Source organism: Klebsiella pneumoniae subsp. pneumoniae HS11286, from assembly GCF_000240185.1.
GTDB classification, from domain to species: Bacteria; Pseudomonadota; Gammaproteobacteria; order Enterobacterales; family Enterobacteriaceae; genus Klebsiella; species Klebsiella pneumoniae.
The window spans coordinates 4007370-4027245 of sequence record NC_016845.1; the positions used below are offsets into that span (position 1 = coordinate 4007370).

General features: G+C 56.8%; 19 protein-coding genes. 8 read left to right on the forward strand and 11 right to left on the reverse strand.

Features of this window, described 5'->3' with window-relative positions; translation table 11 throughout:
* Positions 1-6 precede the first annotated feature (6 nt).
* The gene (locus KPHS_39620) at positions 7-912 is read right to left on the reverse strand and encodes a GTP-binding protein Era (RefSeq protein ID YP_005228262.1); all 906 of its coding nucleotides are present in this window, start codon (positions 910-912) and stop codon (positions 7-9) included.
* Positions 909-1523: a ribonuclease III gene (locus KPHS_39630; RefSeq protein ID YP_005228263.1), complete on the reverse strand. Its 615-nt coding sequence runs from the start codon at positions 1521-1523 to the stop codon at positions 909-911. Before KPHS_39630 ends, KPHS_39620 begins: the two co-directional genes overlap by 4 nt.
* Positions 1524-1532: 9 nt before the next feature.
* Between KPHS_39630 and KPHS_39640 the strand changes: the two genes are divergently transcribed.
* Entirely contained in the window at positions 1533-1661 is a 129-nt protein-coding gene (locus KPHS_39640) for a hypothetical protein (RefSeq protein YP_005228264.1), read from the forward strand.
* A gap of 177 nt (positions 1662-1838) precedes the next feature.
* Here KPHS_39640 and KPHS_39650 read toward each other — a convergent pair whose 3' ends face one another.
* The 6 genes from KPHS_39650 to KPHS_39700 all read right to left on the reverse strand — a co-directional run bounded on the left by KPHS_39650 (position 1839) and on the right by KPHS_39700 (position 7504).
* Positions 1839-2813 carry a signal peptidase I gene (locus KPHS_39650; protein ID YP_005228265.1) on the reverse strand — a complete coding sequence of 325 codons (975 nt, stop codon included), beginning with the start codon at positions 2811-2813 and terminating at the stop codon, positions 1839-1841.
* A 15-nt stretch (positions 2814-2828) separates the two neighbouring features.
* Positions 2829-4628, reverse strand: a complete 1800-nt coding sequence (locus tag KPHS_39660) for a GTP-binding protein LepA (RefSeq protein YP_005228266.1) — start codon at positions 4626-4628, stop codon at positions 2829-2831.
* A 185-nt stretch (positions 4629-4813) separates the two neighbouring features.
* On the reverse strand, positions 4814-5293 hold the full coding sequence (locus KPHS_39670; protein YP_005228267.1) for a SoxR reducing system protein RseC: 480 nt from the start codon (positions 5291-5293) through the stop codon (positions 4814-4816).
* Entirely contained in the window at positions 5290-6216 is a 927-nt protein-coding gene (locus KPHS_39680; RefSeq protein ID YP_005228268.1) for a periplasmic negative regulator of sigmaE, read from the reverse strand. Before KPHS_39680 ends, KPHS_39670 begins: the two co-directional genes overlap by 4 nt.
* A gap of 29 nt (positions 6217-6245) precedes the next feature.
* Positions 6246-6896 carry an anti-RNA polymerase sigma factor SigE gene (locus KPHS_39690; RefSeq protein YP_005228269.1) on the reverse strand — a complete coding sequence of 217 codons (651 nt, stop codon included), beginning with the start codon at positions 6894-6896 and terminating at the stop codon, positions 6246-6248.
* Between the two features lie 32 nt (positions 6897-6928).
* Positions 6929-7504: an RNA polymerase sigma factor RpoE gene (locus tag KPHS_39700; protein YP_005228270.1), complete on the reverse strand. Its 576-nt coding sequence runs from the start codon at positions 7502-7504 to the stop codon at positions 6929-6931.
* Between the two features lie 420 nt (positions 7505-7924).
* Here KPHS_39700 and KPHS_39710 point away from each other — a divergent pair, with 420 nt between their 5' ends.
* Complete coding sequence (locus KPHS_39710) at positions 7925-9544, forward strand: L-aspartate oxidase (protein YP_005228271.1); 1620 nt, start codon at positions 7925-7927, stop codon at positions 9542-9544.
* Here the strand turns inward: KPHS_39710 and KPHS_39720 are convergent.
* The gene (locus KPHS_39720) at positions 9529-10266 is read right to left on the reverse strand and encodes a tRNA1(Val) (adenine(37)-N6)-methyltransferase (RefSeq protein ID YP_005228272.1); all 738 of its coding nucleotides are present in this window, start codon (positions 10264-10266) and stop codon (positions 9529-9531) included. The two genes, KPHS_39710 and KPHS_39720, sit on opposite strands and share 16 nt — an antisense overlap.
* Positions 10267-10397: 131 nt before the next feature.
* Here KPHS_39720 and KPHS_39730 point away from each other — a divergent pair, with 131 nt between their 5' ends.
* On the forward strand, positions 10398-11729 hold the full coding sequence (locus tag KPHS_39730) for an ATP-dependent RNA helicase SrmB (protein YP_005228273.1): 1332 nt from the start codon (positions 10398-10400) through the stop codon (positions 11727-11729).
* 45 nt (positions 11730-11774) lie between these two features.
* On the opposite strand, the gene KPHS_39740 is transcribed toward KPHS_39730, so the two are convergent.
* The gene (locus KPHS_39740) at positions 11775-12158 is read right to left on the reverse strand and encodes an autonomous glycyl radical cofactor GrcA (protein ID YP_005228274.1); all 384 of its coding nucleotides are present in this window, start codon (positions 12156-12158) and stop codon (positions 11775-11777) included.
* A gap of 313 nt (positions 12159-12471) precedes the next feature.
* On the opposite strand from KPHS_39740, the gene KPHS_39750 reads away from it, so the two are divergent.
* Positions 12472-13161: a uracil-DNA glycosylase gene (locus KPHS_39750; RefSeq protein YP_005228275.1), complete on the forward strand. Its 690-nt coding sequence runs from the start codon at positions 12472-12474 to the stop codon at positions 13159-13161.
* Positions 13162-13218: 57 nt separating this feature from the next.
* On the opposite strand, the gene KPHS_39760 is transcribed toward KPHS_39750, so the two are convergent.
* Positions 13219-14304 (reverse strand): putative methyltransferase, encoded by a 1086-nt coding sequence (locus KPHS_39760; RefSeq protein ID YP_005228276.1) that lies wholly within the window; start codon positions 14302-14304, stop codon positions 13219-13221.
* 203 nt (positions 14305-14507) lie between these two features.
* Between KPHS_39760 and KPHS_39770 the strand changes: the two genes are divergently transcribed.
* From KPHS_39770 to KPHS_39800, 4 genes are all read left to right on the forward strand, one after another.
* Positions 14508-14933 (forward strand): thioredoxin 2, encoded by a 426-nt coding sequence (locus KPHS_39770; protein ID YP_005228277.1) that lies wholly within the window; start codon positions 14508-14510, stop codon positions 14931-14933.
* Between the two features lie 69 nt (positions 14934-15002).
* Entirely contained in the window at positions 15003-15701 is a 699-nt protein-coding gene (locus tag KPHS_39780) for a DTW domain-containing protein (RefSeq protein ID YP_005228278.1), read from the forward strand.
* Positions 15702-15735: 34 nt separating this feature from the next.
* Complete coding sequence (locus KPHS_39790) at positions 15736-18387, forward strand: putative NAD(P)-binding and ATP-binding acyl-CoA synthetase (RefSeq protein YP_005228279.1); 2652 nt, start codon at positions 15736-15738, stop codon at positions 18385-18387.
* Positions 18388-18507: 120 nt separating this feature from the next.
* A complete protein-coding gene (locus tag KPHS_39800) occupies positions 18508-19863 on the forward strand; it encodes a phosphatidylserine synthase (RefSeq protein ID YP_005228280.1) in 1356 nt (451 codons plus the stop codon).
* Positions 19864-19876 lie beyond the last annotated feature (13 nt).

The window sequence follows — 19876 nt, forward strand, 5'->3', positions numbered from 1 at the left end:
GTTAACTCAGAGGTCGTCAACGTAACCGAGACTGCGCAGGGCGCGCTCGTCATCGGCCCAGCCGGATTTCACTTTCACCCACAGCTCGAGGTGCACCGGCGCTTCAAACATCTCCTGCATGTCCTTACGCGCTTCGATACCGATGGTTTTAATTTTGGCGCCTTTGTTGCCAATCACCATCTTTTTCTGCCCTTCGCGCTCGACGAGGATCAGGCCGTTGATATCGTAACCGCCGCGCTCGTTGCTGACGAAACGTTCGATTTCCACGGTGACGGAGTACGGCAGCTCAGCGCCGAGGAAACGCATCAGTTTTTCACGGATGATTTCGGAGGCCATAAAGCGTTGTGAGCGATCGGTAATATAATCTTCCGGGAAGTGATGGATCGCTTCCGGCAGATGCTTACGCACGATCGCCGCGATGGTATCAACGTTGGTGCCGGTTTCCGCTGAGATCGGTACGATATCGAGGAAATTCATCTGGCTGGCGAGGAACTGCAGGTGCGGTAACAGATCCGCTTTTTCCTGCACGTTATCCACCTTGTTGACCGCGAGGATCACCGGCGCTTTCGCGTCGCGCAGCTTGTTGAGCACCATCTCGTCGTCCTGCGTCCAGCGGGTGCCTTCCACCACGAAGATGACCAGTTCCACGTCGCCAATCGAACTGCTGGCCGCTTTGTTCATTAAGCGGTTAATGGCACGCTTCTCTTCCATATGCAGGCCCGGAGTATCAACGTAAATCGCCTGATACGGCCCTTCGGTATGGATACCGACGATGCGGTGACGGGTGGTCTGCGCTTTACGGGAGGTGATCGAGATCTTCTGCCCAAGCAGCTTGTTCAACAGCGTGGATTTGCCAACGTTTGGACGACCCACGATGGCGACAAATCCGCAATAACTTTTTTCTTCGCTCATTCCAGCTCCAGCTTTTTCAGCGCCTGTTCGGCGGCAGCCTGCTCCGCCTTACGACGGCTGGAACCTGTGCCAACCACCGGTTCACTCAGGCCACTGACCTGGCAGTGGATAGTAAATTCCTGATCGTGCGCTTCGCCGCGAACCTGGACCACCAGGTAAGACGGCAGCGGCAGATGACGTCCCTGCAGATATTCCTGCAGACGCGTCTTCGGATCCTTTTGCTTATCGCCCGGACTGATTTCGTCCAGACGGGTCTGGTACCAGGAGAGGATTAAGCGTTCAACGTTCTGAATATCGCTGTCGAGGAAAACCCCGCCAATTAACGCTTCAACGGTATCCGCGAGAATCGATTCGCGACGGAAACCGCCGCTTTTCAGCTCTCCCGGCCCGAGGCGCAGACACTCGCCCAGCTCAAACTCGCGGGCGATCTCCGCCAGCGTGTTGCCGCGCACCAGCGTCGCGCGCATACGGCTCATATCGCCTTCATCGACACGAGGAAAGCGATGATACAGCGCATTCGCGATCACGAAACTTAAAATGGAGTCACCTAAAAATTCCAGGCGCTCATTATGTTTGCTGCTGGCACTGCGGTGAGTTAATGCCTGTTGCAACAGCTCCTGATGATGAAAAGTGTAGCCCAGCTTTCGTTGAAGCCGATTAATTACGATGGGGTTCATGCGTTACCAATAAATGAATGCGTCAAAGATGCAGCACACGAAACCGACCTGAGCATTCGCTTCAAACAGTAATTTGAAACAGACCAATACGCTTTCGTGTGCAGTGTCACCCGGCAGAGCGACAACCAAAAACTTCGGGGGGATATTCTATACGCAACGACACGGGATGTCGTTAGTTTGAATGGATTTAAATACTAAATAATTCACGCCGCTGCGATAACAGCAGCGACGTGAATTCAGCAGAGGAAATTAATGAATTCCACCAATGCGCGATAACCGCACGCCGGTCGGCCATTCACCTTCCTGCTTTTCAAAACTCATCCAGATAGCGGTTGCTTTTCCGACCAGGTTGGCTTCCGGCACAAAGCCCCAGTACCGGCTGTCGGCGCTGTTATCCCGGTTGTCGCCCATCATGAAGTACTGACCGGGCGGCACAATCCAGGTGGCCAGCGGCAGACCGGACTGATGGTAGTACATCCCAACCTGATCCTGGGCAATCGGCACCATTAGAATTCGGTGCGTCACGTCGCCCAATGTCTCCTGACGCTCGGTAAGACGAATGCCGTCGGCTTTGGTTTCGCCCTTCGGCAACTGCCAGAAACCGCTGCTCGCTTCGCCGCCGTTGCTGCGGGAGAAGGTCTGAACAAAATCGCTCGGCTCCACGTTGGAATAGGTCACCGGCAGCGCGTTGCCGCAGGCCTGTCCGGAACTGCAGCCCGGCTGAATAGTGACCTGTTTGGCAACCGGATCGTAGGTGACCTTATCACCCGGTAACCCCACCGCGCGCTTAATGTAGTCCAGACGCGGGTCTTCCGGATATTTAAACACCACGATGTCGCCGCGCTTCGGATGGCCGGTCTCGATCAGCGTTTTCTGATAGATAGGATCTTTAATGCCGTAGGCAAATTTCTCCACCAGAATAAAATCGCCGATGAGCAGCGTTGGCATCATCGAACCTGAAGGGATCTGGAAAGGCTCATAAATAAATGAACGTACCACCAGAACGATCGCCAGCACCGGGAAAACCGATGCGCCGGTTTCCAGCCAGCCCGGTTTCGGGCCGACTTTCTTCAGCGTCTTCTTGTCCAGTTGCTCGCCGGTCGCTGCCTGAGCAGCGGCCTGACGTTCACGACGTTTCGGTGCAAAAATGAACTTGTCCAGGCACCATAAAACGCCCGTCACCAGGGTTGCAATCACCAGGATCAGGGCAAACATGTTCGCCATGCCAACTCCTTAGGGTTATTTGCCGTCTTTACCAACGTGCAGAATGGCGAGGAACGCTTCCTGCGGCAGCTCAACGTTACCGACCTGCTTCATACGCTTCTTACCTTCTTTCTGCTTCTGCAGCAGCTTTTTCTTACGGCTGACGTCGCCGCCGTAGCATTTCGCCAGGACGTTTTTACGCAGCTGTTTCACCGTAGAGCGCGCGATAATGTGGTTACCGATGGCCGCCTGAATCGCGATATCGAACTGCTGACGCGGAATCAGATCTTTCATCTTTTCCACCAGCTCGCGGCCGCGATACGGCGCGTTATCGTTGTGGGTGATCAGCGCCAGCGCATCGACGCGCTCACCGTTGATCAGCACATCGACGCGTACCATGTTCGACGCCTGGAAGCGTTTGAAGTTGTAGTCCAGCGACGCATAGCCGCGGGAGGTGGACTTCAGGCGGTCGAAGAAGTCGAGAACCACTTCCGCCATCGGAATTTCATAGGTCAGCGCCACCTGTTTACCGTGGTAAACCATGTTGGTCTGCACCCCACGCTTCTCGACACACAAGGTAATCACGTTGCCGAGGAACTCCTGCGGCAGCAGCATGTGACACTCGGCGATCGGCTCGCGCAGCTCCTGAATATTATTCAGCGGCGGCAGCTTGGACGGGCTGTCGACGTAGATAACTTCTTTGGAGGTGGTCTCTACTTCGTAGACTACCGTTGGCGCGGTGGTGATCAGGTCGAGATCGTATTCACGCTCCAGACGCTCCTGAATGATCTCCATGTGCAGCAGGCCGAGGAAGCCGCAGCGGAAGCCGAAGCCCAGCGCGGTAGAGCTTTCCGGCTCGTAGAACAGAGAGGCATCGTTAAGGCTCAGTTTGCCCAGCGCGTCGCGGAAAGCTTCATAATCATCGGAGCTCACCGGGAACAGGCCGGCATACACCTGCGGTTTCACCTTCTTAAAGCCAGGCAGCGCTTTGTCTGCCGGGTTGCGGGCGGCGGTCAGGGTATCGCCCACCGGCGCGCCGAGGATGTCTTTGATCGCGCAGACCAGCCAGCCTACCTCGCCGCATTTCAGCTCGGTACGGTCAACCTGTTTCGGGGTGAAGATGCCCAGACGATCAGCGTTATAGACCTGGCCGGTGCTCATGACCTTGATCTTGTCGCCCTTGCGCATGGTGCCGTTTTTAATCCGCACCAGCGACACCACGCCGAGGTAGTTATCGAACCAGGAGTCGATAATCAGCGCCTGCAGCGGCGCGTCCGGATCGCCTTCCGGCGGTGGGATATCGCGCACCAGACGCTCCAGCACGTCGGTCACGCCGACGCCGGTTTTCGCTGAGCAGCGCACCGCGTCGTGGGCGTCGATCCCGACGATATCTTCAATCTCGTCCGCTACGCGCTCAGGGTCGGCCGCAGGCAGGTCGATCTTGTTGAGTACCGGAACCACTTCGAGATCCATCTCCATGGCGGTGTAGCAGTTGGCCAGGGTCTGGGCTTCTACCCCCTGCCCGGCGTCTACCACCAGCAGCGCGCCTTCGCACGCGGCAAGAGAACGGGAAACTTCATAAGAGAAGTCCACGTGGCCCGGGGTGTCGATAAAGTTCAGCTGGTAGGTCTCACCGTCGCTGGCCTTATAGTCCAGGGTGACGCTCTGCGCCTTGATGGTGATCCCGCGTTCGCGCTCAAGATCCATGGAGTCCAGAACCTGGGCTTCCATTTCACGATCAGAAAGGCCACCGCAAATCTGGATGATACGGTCAGACAGCGTCGACTTACCGTGGTCGATGTGAGCGATGATCGAAAAGTTACGTATATTCTTCATATTTAGAGTTAATTATGCCTTACGAGTATCATGAGGCCGCTGTACTGTGCCTGACGTTTTTTAATCCGAAAACGCCGCATTCTACACTACATCCGCGAAACCAGGAAATGCTGTTAGATCCAGCATACCCGCAGAAATTGTGGCGTTGTAACAGGAAAGGTAAATAAAGATAAGGGCCAGTGAAATCACTGGCCCATGTCGGAGGAAGGCGTATCAACACGCAGCAGATCCGGCGGCAGTGCGACGTTCAAAATCACCGGCTGCCAGGACTGACGTGCCGCCAGTCGCGGCGACAGACCGCGCGCCACCAGGAAGCCGCCGACGCCGCCCAGCAGCGCGCCGCAAAGTGACGCAATATCGCTGGCAAACAGCACCTGAAAAATAGACGCCATTACAAACAGCCCCGCCAGCGGCGCCATATACACCAGCATCGCTGAGCCCAGCAGGCTGCTTTCAGCGATCCCCAGCTCCACTTTTTGCCCCGCGGCCAACGGCTGCTCGCAGGGCACGCTAATGGTATGGCTGGTCTGCGGCCCCAGCTTGTTTAGCACCCGGCTACCACAGCCGGCACGGGAGGCGCAGCTGCTGCAGGAGGCTTTAACGTCGCAGTGCACCTGCGCCACGCCGTTATGCCAGGAAACCACGGTAGCCCACTCTTTAATCATTGTACTGCCTTGAATTTAATACTGTCAGAGATACGCTTCGCCGTCTGCGGCGGCAGCTCGCCCACTACGGTTATCTCCGCGTTATCGCGCACCGTCGTGCTGACGGTGCGTCGGCCGGTGCGCAACAGCTGGTCGCTGCTGGCCGCCGTGGCGCGGTTGATATTGATCGAGAAGCTAAACAAGCCGTCGGAATAGAGACGTGATTCTACCGGACCGTCAAAGGTGGGAAGACGGCGCTGGCTGCTGGAAACCTCAGTCACGCCCTGCGGGAGCCACGTCGGCGCCCAGTTGAAGTTAGCTTTGTCGCCTCCTTCAGGCACCGACAGCTGCGGCGGCAAATTCGCTTTTGCCAGCGTCTCCATGCTGGCGCTGACGTTATCGCCAACGTTGAAGGAGACGACCCGGAACTGCTCCAGCGTTTCCCCGTCGCGGTCGAGCAAATCGACGCGCAGCGGCAGCTTGGTTTCAGCATCCAGCCAGGCGATAAAGCTGTAGCGCGTGCCGTCGCGAGCCACGACGCGGATCACGTCGCAGAGGCGGTCAGCGATACGGGTACGGCCCACGGAGATAAAATCATACGCCGCGGAGAGGCGTTTGAAATCGCTATATACCAGCGATGGCAGCGAATCGACGATATAGTCCCCGTTCAGGGTGAACGGATCGAGACCGGGTTCAAAATAGCTGATTTCCGTGCCGCGCAGGACCACTTCCCGGCGCGGACCGTCCAGCTGCAGCAACTGCGCCAGCGGTTGGTTGTTCAGTCGCGCGTGACGATAGCGCAGCGACTCAACGCCTTGTTTGCTGATGCTAACAAAAGACAGCTCATAATTGAGAGACTGGCTGGCCAGGTTCATCTGCTGCAACAACGCCCCGGACGATGTATCAGCCGAGGCGTTGACAGAGAACAACAGGCTGCCTGCCATGAGCGACATGGCACACCAAAGTTGCTTCATTACTGCGATTGCGTTCCTAAAGTTTGATAGCCCGGTACCTGGACTGCGGCCTGCTGAGTCTGGGCCTGGCCAAACTGAAGCTGCTCAGCGTGCAGGCGGCGCTGCAGTTCGTAGTCCTGCAGCATGGCGTTAATTCGGCGGCGCTGTTCCTGGACCTGCGCCTGCTGGCCGCTTCCCGCTGACGCGTCAGCCGGCACGCCAAGACTTACCGGGCTTGCTTTACCCATCATGGGCAGCGTATTGAACACCGGCGCTTCTGGCTGCTGAGCGGAATCAGACTGACCATTATAGTGCTGGACGCCGACGATAACCGCAAGCGATACACAGGCGGCAACGCCCATTTGAGTCAGGGAGCTGGCCCACGGACGTACCTTGTTCCAGAACGGCATCTGCCGCCACTGATGCGGTGCGGGCTGAGATTCAGGAATAAGCGGAGCCGTCTGACGAACGGGCTCATTTTCAATGGCGGCCATCACCCGGGCGGAGATATCAAATTGCAGCACCTCAGCGGTATCGCCACGCAGCGTATCGCGGATAAGGTGATAACTCTCCCAGGTTTTTTGCATCTCAGAAGAACGACTCAGCTCGTTGAGCAGTTCGTTATCCAGCGTTTCACCATCCATTAAAGCCGAAAGTTTTTCTTTCTGCATGCCTGATACCCTTTTCCAGTATTCCGCTATCGTCAACGCCTGATAAGCGGTTGAACTTTATTATCAATAGCTTCTCGCGCCCGGAAGATACGCGAACGCACCGTCCCAACCGGACAATCCATGATAGCGGCTATCTCTTCATAGCTCAGGCCATCCAGCTCCCGTAACGTAATTGCCATGCGTAAATCTTCCGGGAGCGATTCAATGGTACGAAAAACTATTTGTCTCAGTTCTTCTGACAACATTAAGTTCTCAGGGTTCGAAATTTCTTTCAACGCCCCGCCGCTTTCGAAGTTTTCCGCCTCGTTGGCGTCAACATCGCTGGACGGCGGACGGCGCCCCTGAGCAACCAGATAATTCTTCGCCGTGTTGACGGCGATACGGTATAACCAGGTGTAAAAAGCGCTATCTCCCCGGAAAGAGTCCAGCGCACGCCATGCCTTAACGAACGATTCCTGAACAACGTCAGCGATATCGCCCGGCGGTACATAGCGGGAAACCAGGCTCGCGACCTTATGCTGATAGCGCACTACCAGCAAATTAAACGCTTTCTGATCTCCTTTCTGGACCCGTTCAACAAGGACCTGATCCGTTAACTGCTCGCTCATCCGAGGTAATGTCTCCCCAAACCCAATTCCCATGCGTCTTCAAAACACCACCCAAAATCTGCATTATGAGCAAGCTGACTGTTGGAGTGCATGAAAACAATAAAGTTCCGTTACGCTTTTTGTTTTTTGTCTGGCAACGGCGGCAGATCGTTATCAATCATTATATGCCCAGGTTGCTAAACGATAGGTAAGTCAATAAGAAAAAGCGCAGGCCCGTCTGAAGGGTATCGTAACACGCCGTTTATTTCACTATAAAATCCAATGTCATCAACCTTCCCCGCGTCTCATTTTCAGCGCGCAAGACGCCGTTTCCGTTCGCCTTTTGTTTAGCCGTCACAACAGCAGACAAAAAAATTGTACGATTCCTCACGGACCGGTGCTATTGTGAGCCAAATGTGTTTAGTAAATTAAACAAAGACAATGAATACCACTCCTGACTTCTCTTGTGATGTGTTGATTATCGGCAGCGGCGCTGCCGGTCTTTCCCTTGCCCTGCGCCTGGCTGAGCACAGTTCGGTGACCGTGCTGAGTAAAGGGCCGATCAGCGAAGGTTCGACGTTCTACGCCCAGGGTGGGATTGCCGCCGTTTTCGACGAGACGGACAGTATTGAATCCCATGTCGAAGATACCCTGATTGCCGGCGCAGGGTTATGCGATCGCCATGCGGTCACCTTCGTCGCCAGCAATGCCAGATCATGCGTCCAGTGGCTTATCGATCAGGGCGTATTGTTTGACACTCAGGTCCAGGCCAATGGCGAAGAGAGCTATCATCTCACGCGCGAAGGGGGCCACAGCCATCGGCGCATTCTCCACGCCGCCGACGCTACCGGCAAAGCGGTGGAGACGACGCTGGTCGATAAAGCCCTCGCCCACCCCAATATCCGCATCCTTGAGCGCAGCAATGCCGTCGACTTGATCGTATCGGATAAGATTGGCTTGCCAGGCACGCGCCGGGTGGTCGGGGCATGGATCTGGAATCGTAATAAAGAGCGGGTGGAAACCTGCAGCGCGAAAGCCGTAGTACTCGCTACCGGCGGGGCCGCGAAGGTTTACCAATATACCACTAACCCCGACGTCTCTTCCGGAGACGGGATTGCGATGGCCTGGCGGGCGGGATGTCGGGTGGCGAATCTGGAGTTTAACCAGTTCCACCCCACCGCGCTATATCACCCCCAGGCGCGTAATTTCCTGCTTACTGAAGCGCTGCGCGGCGAAGGCGCCCACCTTAAACGCCCGGATGGCACCCGCTTTATGCCGGACTTTGACGAGCGCGGCGAGCTGGCCCCGCGCGATATCGTCGCCCGCGCCATCGACCATGAAATGAAGCGCCTGGGCGTAGACTGTATGTTCCTTGATATCAGCCATAAACCCGAGGCGTTTGTTCGCCAGCATTTCCCGATGATTTATGAAAAGCTGCTCGGCCTGGGAATTGATTTAACCAAAGAGCCGGTGCCGGTCGTCCCCGCCGCGCATTACACCTGCGGCGGCGTGATGGTGGATGATAATGGCCGCACCGACGTCGATGGTTTATACGCCATCGGCGAAGTCAGCTACACCGGGCTGCACGGCGCGAATCGTATGGCGTCGAACTCGTTGCTGGAGTGCCTGGTCTATGGCTGGTCCGCCGCGGAGGATATTACCCGGCGCCTGCCGCTCGCCCAGAAGGTCGCCACGCTGCCAGCATGGGATGAAAGTCAGGTGGAGATCCCGGATGAACTGGTGGTTATCCAGCACAACTGGCACGAACTGCGCCTGCTGATGTGGGATTACGTGGGGATTGTGCGCACCACCCGCAGGCTGGAGCGCGCCCTGCGGCGCATTACCATGCTCCAGCAGGAGCTGGATGAGTATTACGCCCGCTTCCGCGTCTCGAATAATTTGCTGGAACTGCGCAATCTGGTGCAGGTGGCGGAGCTTATCGTACGCTGCGCGATGTTGCGTAAGGAGAGCCGCGGTCTGCATTATACCCTCGACTATCCGCAGCCGCTGCCTGACAGCGGCCCGTCGATACTCTCGCCCCTGGCTCACATAAAGAGATAAAAGTCCTCGGTCAGAGCGGTAAAGCCTTCCGAATATTGCTGCTCTGGCCCGCGGATCGCCAGCCTGTCGCTGAAACACTCCCCTGCCGTCGGGGAGAAAGCCAGCAGCACCCGATGCGGCGGTCGCAGCTCGGTCTCCGCCACGTCAGTACGCAGTCGCAGATGCCAGCCCATCGCCCTTGCCCGTTCGATGAACGCATTACCAATATCCACCGGCAACACCACGCAAAAAAAACCTTCTTCGGTAATATGCTCTGCGGCACAGGTCAGCAGGGAGGCGTGATCGAGCGTAGTGGTGTACCGCGCCTGCTCTCGCTGCGAGGTCGCGCATGGCACGCCTTCGGCAAAAAAGGGCGGATTACTGATTATCAGTTCATAGCGTCGAGTTTGCGACGGCTGCCACTGATGAATATCGGCCTGCCAGACCTCAATCCGCGAAGCCCACGGCGACGCGAGGGCGTTTTCCCGCGCCTGAGCGGCGGCCTCTTCGTCCAGTTCTACCGCCTCGACATGCACATCATCTCCGGTACGCTGCGCGAGCATCAGCGCCAGCAAGCCGCTGCCCGCGCCAATATCCAGCACATGCTTCACTCCGGCAATCGGCGCCCAGGCGCCCAGCAAAATGCCGTCGGTACCCACCTTCATGGCGCAGCGATCGTGAGCGACAAAGAACCGTTTGAAGGTAAAACCATTGCGCGGCAGCGCAAACTTCGACTGAGACATCCTCAATAACCTTGCCGACAAAAACTCCTGAACCTAAGGCTATGCACAATACCGGAGAACAGATAGCCTTACAAACAGATGAACATTACGTCAGTAACGTCTATAATCGGCGGCCCACTCAGAGGTAGAACATGACTGTAACGACTTTTTCCGAACTTGAACTCGACGAAAACCTGCTGGAAGCCCTCCAGGATAAAGGTTTCACTCGCCCGACAGCCATTCAGGCCGCCGCTATTCCGCCTGCGCTCGATGGCCGTGACATTCTCGGTTCAGCGCCGACCGGCACCGGTAAAACGGCGGCGTATCTGCTGCCAGCGTTGCAGCACCTGCTCGATTTCCCGCGTAAGAAATCCGGCCCGCCGCGCATTCTTATCCTGACGCCGACCCGTGAGCTGGCGATGCAGGTGGCCGACCACGCCCGCGAGCTGGCGAAGCATACCCATCTGGACATCGCCACCATTACCGGCGGCGTGGCGTACATGAACCACGCGGAAGTGTTCAGCGAAAACCAGGACATCGTAGTCGCCACCACCGGTCGCCTGCTGCAATATATTAAAGAAGAGAATTTCGACTGCCGCGCCGTCGAGACCCTAATCCTCGATGAAGCCGACCGCATGCTGGATATGGGTTTTGCCCAGGATATCGAAACCATCGCCGGTGAAACTCGCTGGCGCAAGCAGACTATGCTGTTCTCCGCGACGCTGGAAGGCGATGCGATCAAAGACTTCGCTGAGCGTCTGCTGGAGGAGCCGGTTGAAGTTTCCGCCAATCCGTCAACCCGCGAGCGTAAGAAAATCCATCAGTGGTACTACCGCGCCGACGATATCGAACATAAAACCAAACTGCTGGTGAATCTGTTGCAACAGCCGGAAGCCACCCGCGCTATCGTGTTTGTGCGTAAGCGCGAGCGCGTGCATGAGCTGGCTAACTGGCTGCGTGAGGCCGGGATTAACACCTGCTGGCTGGAAGGCGAGATGGTGCAGGCCAAGCGAAACGAAGCTATCAAGCGCCTGACCGACGGCCGCGTCAACGTGCTGATCGCCACCGACGTCGCTGCCCGCGGTATCGATATTCCGGACGTCAGCCACGTCTTTAACTTCGATATGCCGCGTACCGCGGATACCTACCTGCACCGTATCGGTCGTACCGGCCGCGCCGGTAAAAAAGGGACCGCCATTTCTCTGGTCGAGGCTCATGACCACCTGCTGCTGGGTAAGATTGGTCGCTATATTGAAGAGCCGTTGAAAGCCAGAGTTATCGATGAACTGCGCCCGACGACCCGTGCGCCGAGCGAGAAGCTGACGGGTAAGCCATCGAAGAAAGTGCTGGCGAAGCGTGCGCAGAAGAAAAAAGATGAAAAAGAGAAACCGCGGGTGAAGAAGCGCCACCGCGATACGAAAAATATCGGTAAGCGCCGGAAGCCAAGCGCGGCCGGGACGCCATCAGCGTCCAGCGATGAGTAAAAAAAACGCCGGGATATCCCGGCGTTTTCACATCTGGCGTTAGCCTTACAGGCTTTCGGTAAAGGTACGGGCGATAACGTCGCGCTGCTGTTCCGGCGTCAGAGAGTTGAAGCGTACCGCGTAGCCGGAAACACGAATGGTCAGCTGCGGATATTTTTCCGGATGCTCAACCGCGTCCAGCAGGGTTTCGCGACGCAGCACGTTAACGTTCAGGTGCTGACCGCCTTCGACGCGCACTTCCGGTTTCACGTCCACCGGGATTTCACGATATTCGATTTCACCCAGTTTGCTTACCGCAACCACATCATCTTCCGCAAAACCACCTTTGGCGCACAGGCAGCGCGCTTCGCCTTTTTCGCTATCCAGCAGCCAGAAAGAGTTGAGCAGGTCGTCGTTTGCCGCTTTAGTAATTTGGATACCAGTAATCATTTGATGCCTCCCAGGCAGTGTTTATTCGATTTTGGCCTCTTCGCGGCCAATTGGTAAAACCATTGTTGTATGAGTGTATATATATCAGCCGCACCCTCGGCATTCCTTGATATAAATCAATAAAAACCACTCACCCAACGTGGGTATAGGAGGTTTTTATTGTTTTACATCAAGTTACGCCATTGTGAGCTATAAATAATTTTGTAAATTTTCAATTTTTTTTTGCATAAAAGCCGGCATCAGGCCGTGCCGATTTTGTTCTATAGAAAGAAGCCGTTAAGCTATAGCGATGACCCTTTTGCAGGAGAGCAAGATGACCACCCCTTTAACCTGGCATGACGTGCTGGCGGATGAAAAGCAACAACCCTATTTTCTCAATACTCTGAAGACCGTCGCCGAAGAGCGCCAGTCGGGGATCACCATCTATCCACCGCAAAAAGACGTCTTCAATGCGTTTCGCTTTACTGAACTGGGCGATGTCAAAGTCGTCATTCTCGGCCAGGACCCCTATCACGGCCCGGGTCAGGCCCATGGTCTGGCGTTCTCAGTTCGTCCGGGCGTCGCGATCCCGCCTTCGTTGCTGAATATGTATAAAGAGCTGGAGGCCACGATCCCCGGCTTTACCCGCCCCACCCACGGTTATCTCGAAAGCTGGGCACGACAGGGCGTGCTGCTGCTGAATACGGTCCTGACCGTCCGCGCCGGACAGGCGCACTCGCACGCCAGTCTGGGCTGGGAGACCTTTACCGATAAGGTTATCGCTTTAATCAATGAGCATTGCGAGGGAGTAGTTTTTCTGCTGTGGGGCTCCCATGCGCAGAAGAAAGGCGCGATTATCGATCGTCAGCGCCACTGCGTGCTGAAGGCGCCGCATCCATCACCGCTCTCTGCGCATCGCGGCTTCTTTGGCTGCAACCATTTCGTACAGACCAACCAGTGGCTGGTTGACCGCGGCGAAACGCCGATCGACTGGATGCCGGTCCTTCCCGCTGAAAGCGAGTGATTGACAGCCATAAAAAAAGCCAGCATCAGCTGGCTTTTTTGCATTCAGGCAGGCGAATCACGCCTTGTTCTGACGCCACCATTCCGCCAGCAGGACGCCGGTCGCCACAGAGACGTTCAGGCTTTCAACGTTGCCGGTACCGTCGATGGCAACGCTGAGATCGGCGCTGGAAATCGCCGCATCGGACAGACCATCACGTTCCTGGCCTAACGCCAGCACCATTTTCTTCGGCAGCTCGGCTTTAAACAGCGGGGTACCATTATGGCTGGACGTTGAGACAATCGCGTAGCCCGCTTTGCGGAACTGATCGAGGGTATCGATAAAGCTGTCGCCGGTGATCGGTTCAACATGCTCCGCACCGCCCTCCGCCGTACGGATCGCCGCCCCGGACTCCAGCACGCCGGCATCCTGAACCACCACGCCCTTCACGCCAAAGTGCGCGCAGCTGCGCATGATCGCCCCGAGATTATGTGGGTTACCCACATCTTCCAGCGCCAGAACGCAATCTTCTTCCCCGGCCTTCGCGACCCATTGAGCAACAGAAGTGCCGTGGCGTTTTTTGATCAGGAAGCAGACGCCGCCGTGGTGCTCGGTGCCGGAGGCTTTCGCCAGCTCGGCTTCGTCCACCACGTGATAGGCCTTACGGTTGGCCGCCATCCAGCGCAGCGCCTCTTTAAAGCGCGGCGTCACGCTCTGAATAAACCAGGCGCGAACGATAGCTTCCGGACGGCTCTGGAACAGCGCCTGGCAGGCGTTTTCGCCATATACGCGGGTCTCTTCCGCACGCTGACGACGCAGCACTTCCGGATCGATAAAGCTCTTCCCGCTGATCCCGCCGTGATCTTCTTTTACCGGCGTCTCATCGCCAGGAGCGCGGGAAACGGTACGCCACGGAGACGCATCGTCGCGATGAAAATCATCGCGTTTGCGATCGTCACGCTTACGGTCGTCACGTTTGCGATCGTCGCCGCGGCTGTTTCGTTCGTCACGCGCAGGGCGGCTGCGGCCGTCAACACGAGATTTTCCTGGACGACCTCCCCCTTTCCCGGTACGTGGGTTATGGGTGCGTTTGTCAGAATCATCATCACTGCGGACATACATCACTTTGACCTTGCCGCTTTTATTTTTCAGTTCGTCGCTCATCAATTTTCTCCACCTGCGCTGCGCGAAGCGCGCAGATTACCCGATGTGCCATCGCTTCGCCATGATTTCGTTTAAAAGCCGGCCTCTATTGCACTCATCGAACAAAACGCATTGTCCTCAAATAACACTTCATCGATAATATGTAACATCACAGAAACATATCGGCCACGTGCCACGTTGCAACCCATAACCAGAGGTTAGTTATGAATACCGTTTGTGCCAGTTGTCAGGCTCTGAACCGCCTCCCGGACGATCGTAGCGCGGATGGCGCAAAGTGCGGACGCTGCGGTCACGATCTTTTTGACGGCGACGTCATCAACGCGACCGGGGCAACGCTGGATAAACTCTTGAAGGACGATCTGCCGGTCGTTGTCGATTTCTGGGCGCCATGGTGCGGACCCTGCCGTAGCTTCGCGCCGATCTTTGAAGACGTCGCGGAAGAGCGTAGCGGGAAGATGCGTTTTGTGAAAGTCAACACCGAAGCGGAACGTGAGCTTAGCGCCCGGTTTCGTATCCGCAGCATCCCGACCATTATGATGTTCAAAAATGGCGAAGTGATCGACATGCTCAATGGCGCAGTGCCAAAAGCGCCATTCGATAGCTGGCTTAACGAAGCCGGCCAACAATAACCCTTCCGGGGCACCGCTTGTGCCCCGTTTTCACCTCTGCGACAATAGCGTTTTTCACTAGCGACTCCCATGACTGATAACGCTGTCCTTCGCCTGCGCGCCGAACGTCTCGCGCGAGCTACCCGCCCTTTCCTTGCGCGCGGCAATCGCATCCGCCGCTGCCAGCGCTGTCTGCTGCCGCTCAAGCAGTGCCTGTGCGCCACGTTAACCTCAGCGCAGGCCGCCAGCCGCTTCTGCCTGGTGATGTTTGATACGGAACCGATGAAGCCCAGCAACACTGGCCGGCTCATCGCCGATATTCTGCCAGATACCGAAGCGTTTCAGTGGTCGCGTACCGAACCGCCGCAGGCGCTGCTCGATCTGGTCGCCCATCCTGATTATCAGCCCATGGTCGTATTTCCGGCCTCCTATGCCGGGCCGGATCGCCAGGTCCTGAGCGCGCCGCCGTCCGGTAAACCGCCGCTGTTTATCATGCTCGACGGCACCTGGACCGAAGCGCGCAAAATGTTCCGTAAGAGTCCTTATCTCGACGCGCTGCCGATTATCTCCGTCGATCTGTCGCGCATCTCTGCCTACCATCTGCGCGAGGCGCACGCCGACGGACAATATTGTACCGCGGAAGTGGCCATCGCCCTGCTGGATCTGGCGGGCGATGCCCCGGCCGCCGCTGCGCTTGGCGAGCACTTCACCCGCTTCCGGACCCGCTATCTGGCGGGAAAAACCCAGCATAAGGGCAGTATCACAGCGGGCCAGGTGGAAAACGTTTAAAATCATTCGGTCACTGGGATGAAAGGAGACCGGTATGAGCCAACGAGGCCTGGAAGCGCTGCTGCGACCAAAGTCCATCGCCGTTATTGGCGCATCAATGAAGCCGCAGCGCGCTGGCTATCTCATGATGCGCAACCTGTTAGCCGGCGGCTTCAATGGCCCGGTGATGCCGGTCACCCCCGCCTGGAAGGCGGTTCTTGGGGTACTGGCATGGCCTACCATCGAGAGCCTGCCGTTTACCCCGGATCTGGCGGTGCTCTGTACTAACGCCAGGCGTAATCTCGAATTGCTCGAAGCCTTAGGGCAAAAAGGCTGCAAGACCTGCATCATCCTCTCTTCGCAGCCGGAACAGTACCCGGCGCTGCTCGAATGCGCCGCGCGCTATCAGATGCGTCTGCTCGGCCCCAACAGTCTCGGACTGCTGGCCCCATGGCAAGGGCTGAACGCCAGCTTTTCACCGGTGCCGATCCATCGCGGTAAACTGGCCTTTATCTCGCAGTCGGCCGCCGTCTCCAATACTATCCTTGACTGGGCGCAACAGCGCGAGATGGGTTTTTCCTACTTCATCGCCCTGGGCGATAGCCTGGATATTGATGTCGATGACCTGCTGGACTTTCTGGCCCGCGACAGCAAGACCAGCGCCATTTTGCTGTACCTCGAGCATCTCAGCGACGCGCGCCGCTTTGTCTCCGCCGCGCGCAGCGCTTCGCGAAACAAACCTATCCTGGTGATTAAAAGCGGCCGTAGTCCGGCGGCGCAGAAGCTATTGCACGCCAATTCCGGGATGGACCCGGCATGGGATGCGGCCATTCAGCGCGCTGGTCTGCTGCGGGTGCAGGATACCCATGAGCTGTTCTCTGCGGTGGAAACGCTCAGCCACATGCGCCCGCTGCGCGGTGAAAAACTGATGATCGTCAGCAACGGTGCGGCGCCGGCGGCGCTGGCGCTGGATGAGCTTTGGTTGCGAAACGGTAAGCTGGCGACTCTCAGCGAGGAGACGCGCGACGCCCTGCGTCAGGCGTTGCCGGTTGGCGTGGAGATCGCCAACCCGCTGGATCTACGCGATGACGCCAGTAGCGAACACTATCAGCGGGCGGTGAATGTTTTGCTCAACAGTCAGGATTATGACGCGCTGCTGGTGATCCACTCTCCCAGCGCCGCCGCGCCGGGCACCGAGAGTGCCCTGGCCCTGATTGACGCTCTGAAGCATCACCCGCGCGGTAAATATGTCACCGTGCTGACCAACTGGTGCGGCGAATTTTCCTCGCAGGAAGCGCGACGTTTATTCAGCGATGCCGGCCTCCCTACCTACCGTACGCCGGAGGGCACGATCACCGCTTTTATGCATATGGTGGAATACCGTCGCAACCAGAAACAACTGCGCGAGACGCCGGTGCTACCAGACTCCTTAACCGCCAATACCAGCGAGGCGCATGCTCTGCTGCAGCAAGCGATAGATGACGGCGCCACCACGCTGGATACTCACGAGGTCAGCCCGGTGCTTCGGGCCTATGGCATCCACACGCTGCCAACCTGGATTGCCGCTGACAGCGCGGAAGCGGTGCATATCGCTGAGCAGATAGGCTATCCGGTTGCGCTGAAGCTGCGTTCTCCGGATATCCCGCACAAATCAGAAGTACAGGGGGTCATGCTCTATTTGCGTACCGCCGCCGAGGTGCAGCAGGCTGCAGATGCGATGATCGATCGCGTCAAACTGGCCTGGCCCCAGGCGCGCATTCATGGATTGCTGGTGCAAAGCATGGCCAATCGCGCTGGCGCCCAGGAGCTAAGAGTAGTGGTTGAGCACGATCCCGTCTTCGGCCCGTTGATTATGCTGGGCGAGGGCGGCGTGGAGTGGCGGGCCGAGGACCAGGCCGCCGTGGCGCTGCCGCCGCTGAATATGAACCTGGCGCGTTATCTGGTGATCCAGGCGATCAAAAATAAGAAGATCCGCGGCCGCAGCGCCTTGCGCCCGCTGGATATCGCTGGCTTAAGCCAGCTGCTGGTTCAGGTCTCGAACCTGATCGTCGACTGCCCGGAGATCCAGCGCCTGGATATTCATCCCCTGCTCGCCTCCGGCAACGAGTTTACGGCGCTGGACGTTACCCTGGGGCTTGCTCCCTTCAGCGGCGACAGTGAAAGCCGTCTCGCTATTCGTCCCTATCCGCACCAACTGGAGGAGTGGGTGGTGATGAAAAATGGCGATCGCTGTCTGTTCCGGCCGATCCTCCCGGAAGATGAGCCACAGTTGCTCGCATTTATCGCCCAGGTCACCAAAGAAGATCTCTATTATCGCTATTTTAGTGAGATCAACGAATTTACCCATGACGACTTAGCCAATATGACCCAGATCGACTACGATCGAGAAATGGCGTTCGTTGCCGTCAGGACCAGCGCAGAGAAGAGCGAGATCCTCGGCGTGACGCGGGCGATCTCCGATCCCGATAATATTGACGCCGAGTTTGCCGTTCTGGTCCGTTCAGATTTAAAAGGGTTAGGCCTGGGGCGAAGGTTGCTGGAAAAGCTGATCGCCTATACGCAAAGCCATGGCCTGCAGCGCCTTAATGGTATTACGATGCCAAATAACCGAGGCATGATAGGCCTCGCCAGAAAGCTGGGATTCACCGTCGATATTCAGCTGGAAGATGGGATTGTCAGCCTGTCGCTGCCCCTGAATCAGGGATAATCGCGCGACGCTGACCGCAATTGTTGACCACATTAGCGGGTAGTAATGGTATTATTGCCCGCTTACGTCGTCTGCATGGTACAGAAGACCCTTCAATAAACAGAGAAGAAACGCACTGTGATGTTGTCAAAATTTAAGCGTAATAAACATCAACAACACCTTGCCCAACTCCCTAAGCTTTCTCAGTCAGTTGATGATGTAGAGTTCTTTTACGCCCCTGCGGAATTCAGGGAAGCGTTACTGACCCGGATTGCCCACGCCACTCAGCGTATATGCATTATTGCGCTCTATCTGGAGCAAGATGATGGCGGAAAAGGAATTTTGCAGGCCCTTTATGACGCCAAACGCCAGCGTCCGGAACTGGATGTCCGCGTTCTGGTGGACTGGCACCGCGCTCAGCGTGGCCGTATCGGCGCCGCCGCCTCTAATACCAATGCCGACTGGTATTGTCGGATGGCCAATGAAAATCCAGGGGTAGATATCCCCGTTTACGGCGTGCCGATTAACACCCGGGAGGCGCTCGGCGTTCTCCATTTCAAAGGCTTTATTATTGATGACTGCGTCCTCTACAGCGGCGCCAGCCTGAATGATGTTTATCTGCATCAGCATGATAAGTATCGCTATGATCGCTATCAGTGCATCCGTAACGGCAAAATGGCGGACATCATGTTCGACTGGGTCGACAACAATCTGGTTCAGGGGCGCGGCGTTAACCGTCTCGACAGACCGGATCGGCCAAGAAGCCCGGAAATCAAAAACGACATTCGCCAGTACCGTCAGGAGCTCCGCGACCGCAGCTACCATTTTGTCGGCACCGCTGGTGACGAAGAACTCTCCGTCACCCCGCTGGTAGGCCTGGGTAAATCGAGCCTGCTGAATAAAACCATCTTTCACCTGATGCCCTGTGCCGAACACAAGCTGACGATCTGCACCCCCTACTTCAACCTCCCTGCCGTACTGGTAAGAAATATCATCCAGCTGCTGCGCGATGGAAAACAGGTGGAGATTATTGTCGGCGATAAAACGGCTAACGATTTCTACATTCCTGAAGATCAGCCGTTTAAAATCATCGGCGCCCTTCCCTATCTGTATGAGATCAACCTGCGGCGTTTCCTCAGCCGGCTGCAGTATTATGTCAATACCGATCAGCTGATCGTCCGCCTGTGGAAGGATGACGATAACAGCTACCACCTGAAAGGCATGTGGGTTGACGATGAGTGGATGCTGCTCACTGGCAACAACCTGAACCCGCGCGCCTGGCGGCTCGATCTGGAAAACGCCATTCTGATCCACGATCCAAAGCGGCAGCTGGGGGCCATGCGGGAGAAAGAGCTGAAGCTCATCCGCACCCACACCACGGTAGTGAAACATTATCGGGATCTGCAAAGTATCGCCGACTATCCGGTGAAAGTGCGAAAACTGATCCGCCGTCTGCGGCGGATCCGCATTGACCGGCTGATCAGCCGTATTCTCTGACTATCAGCCCCGC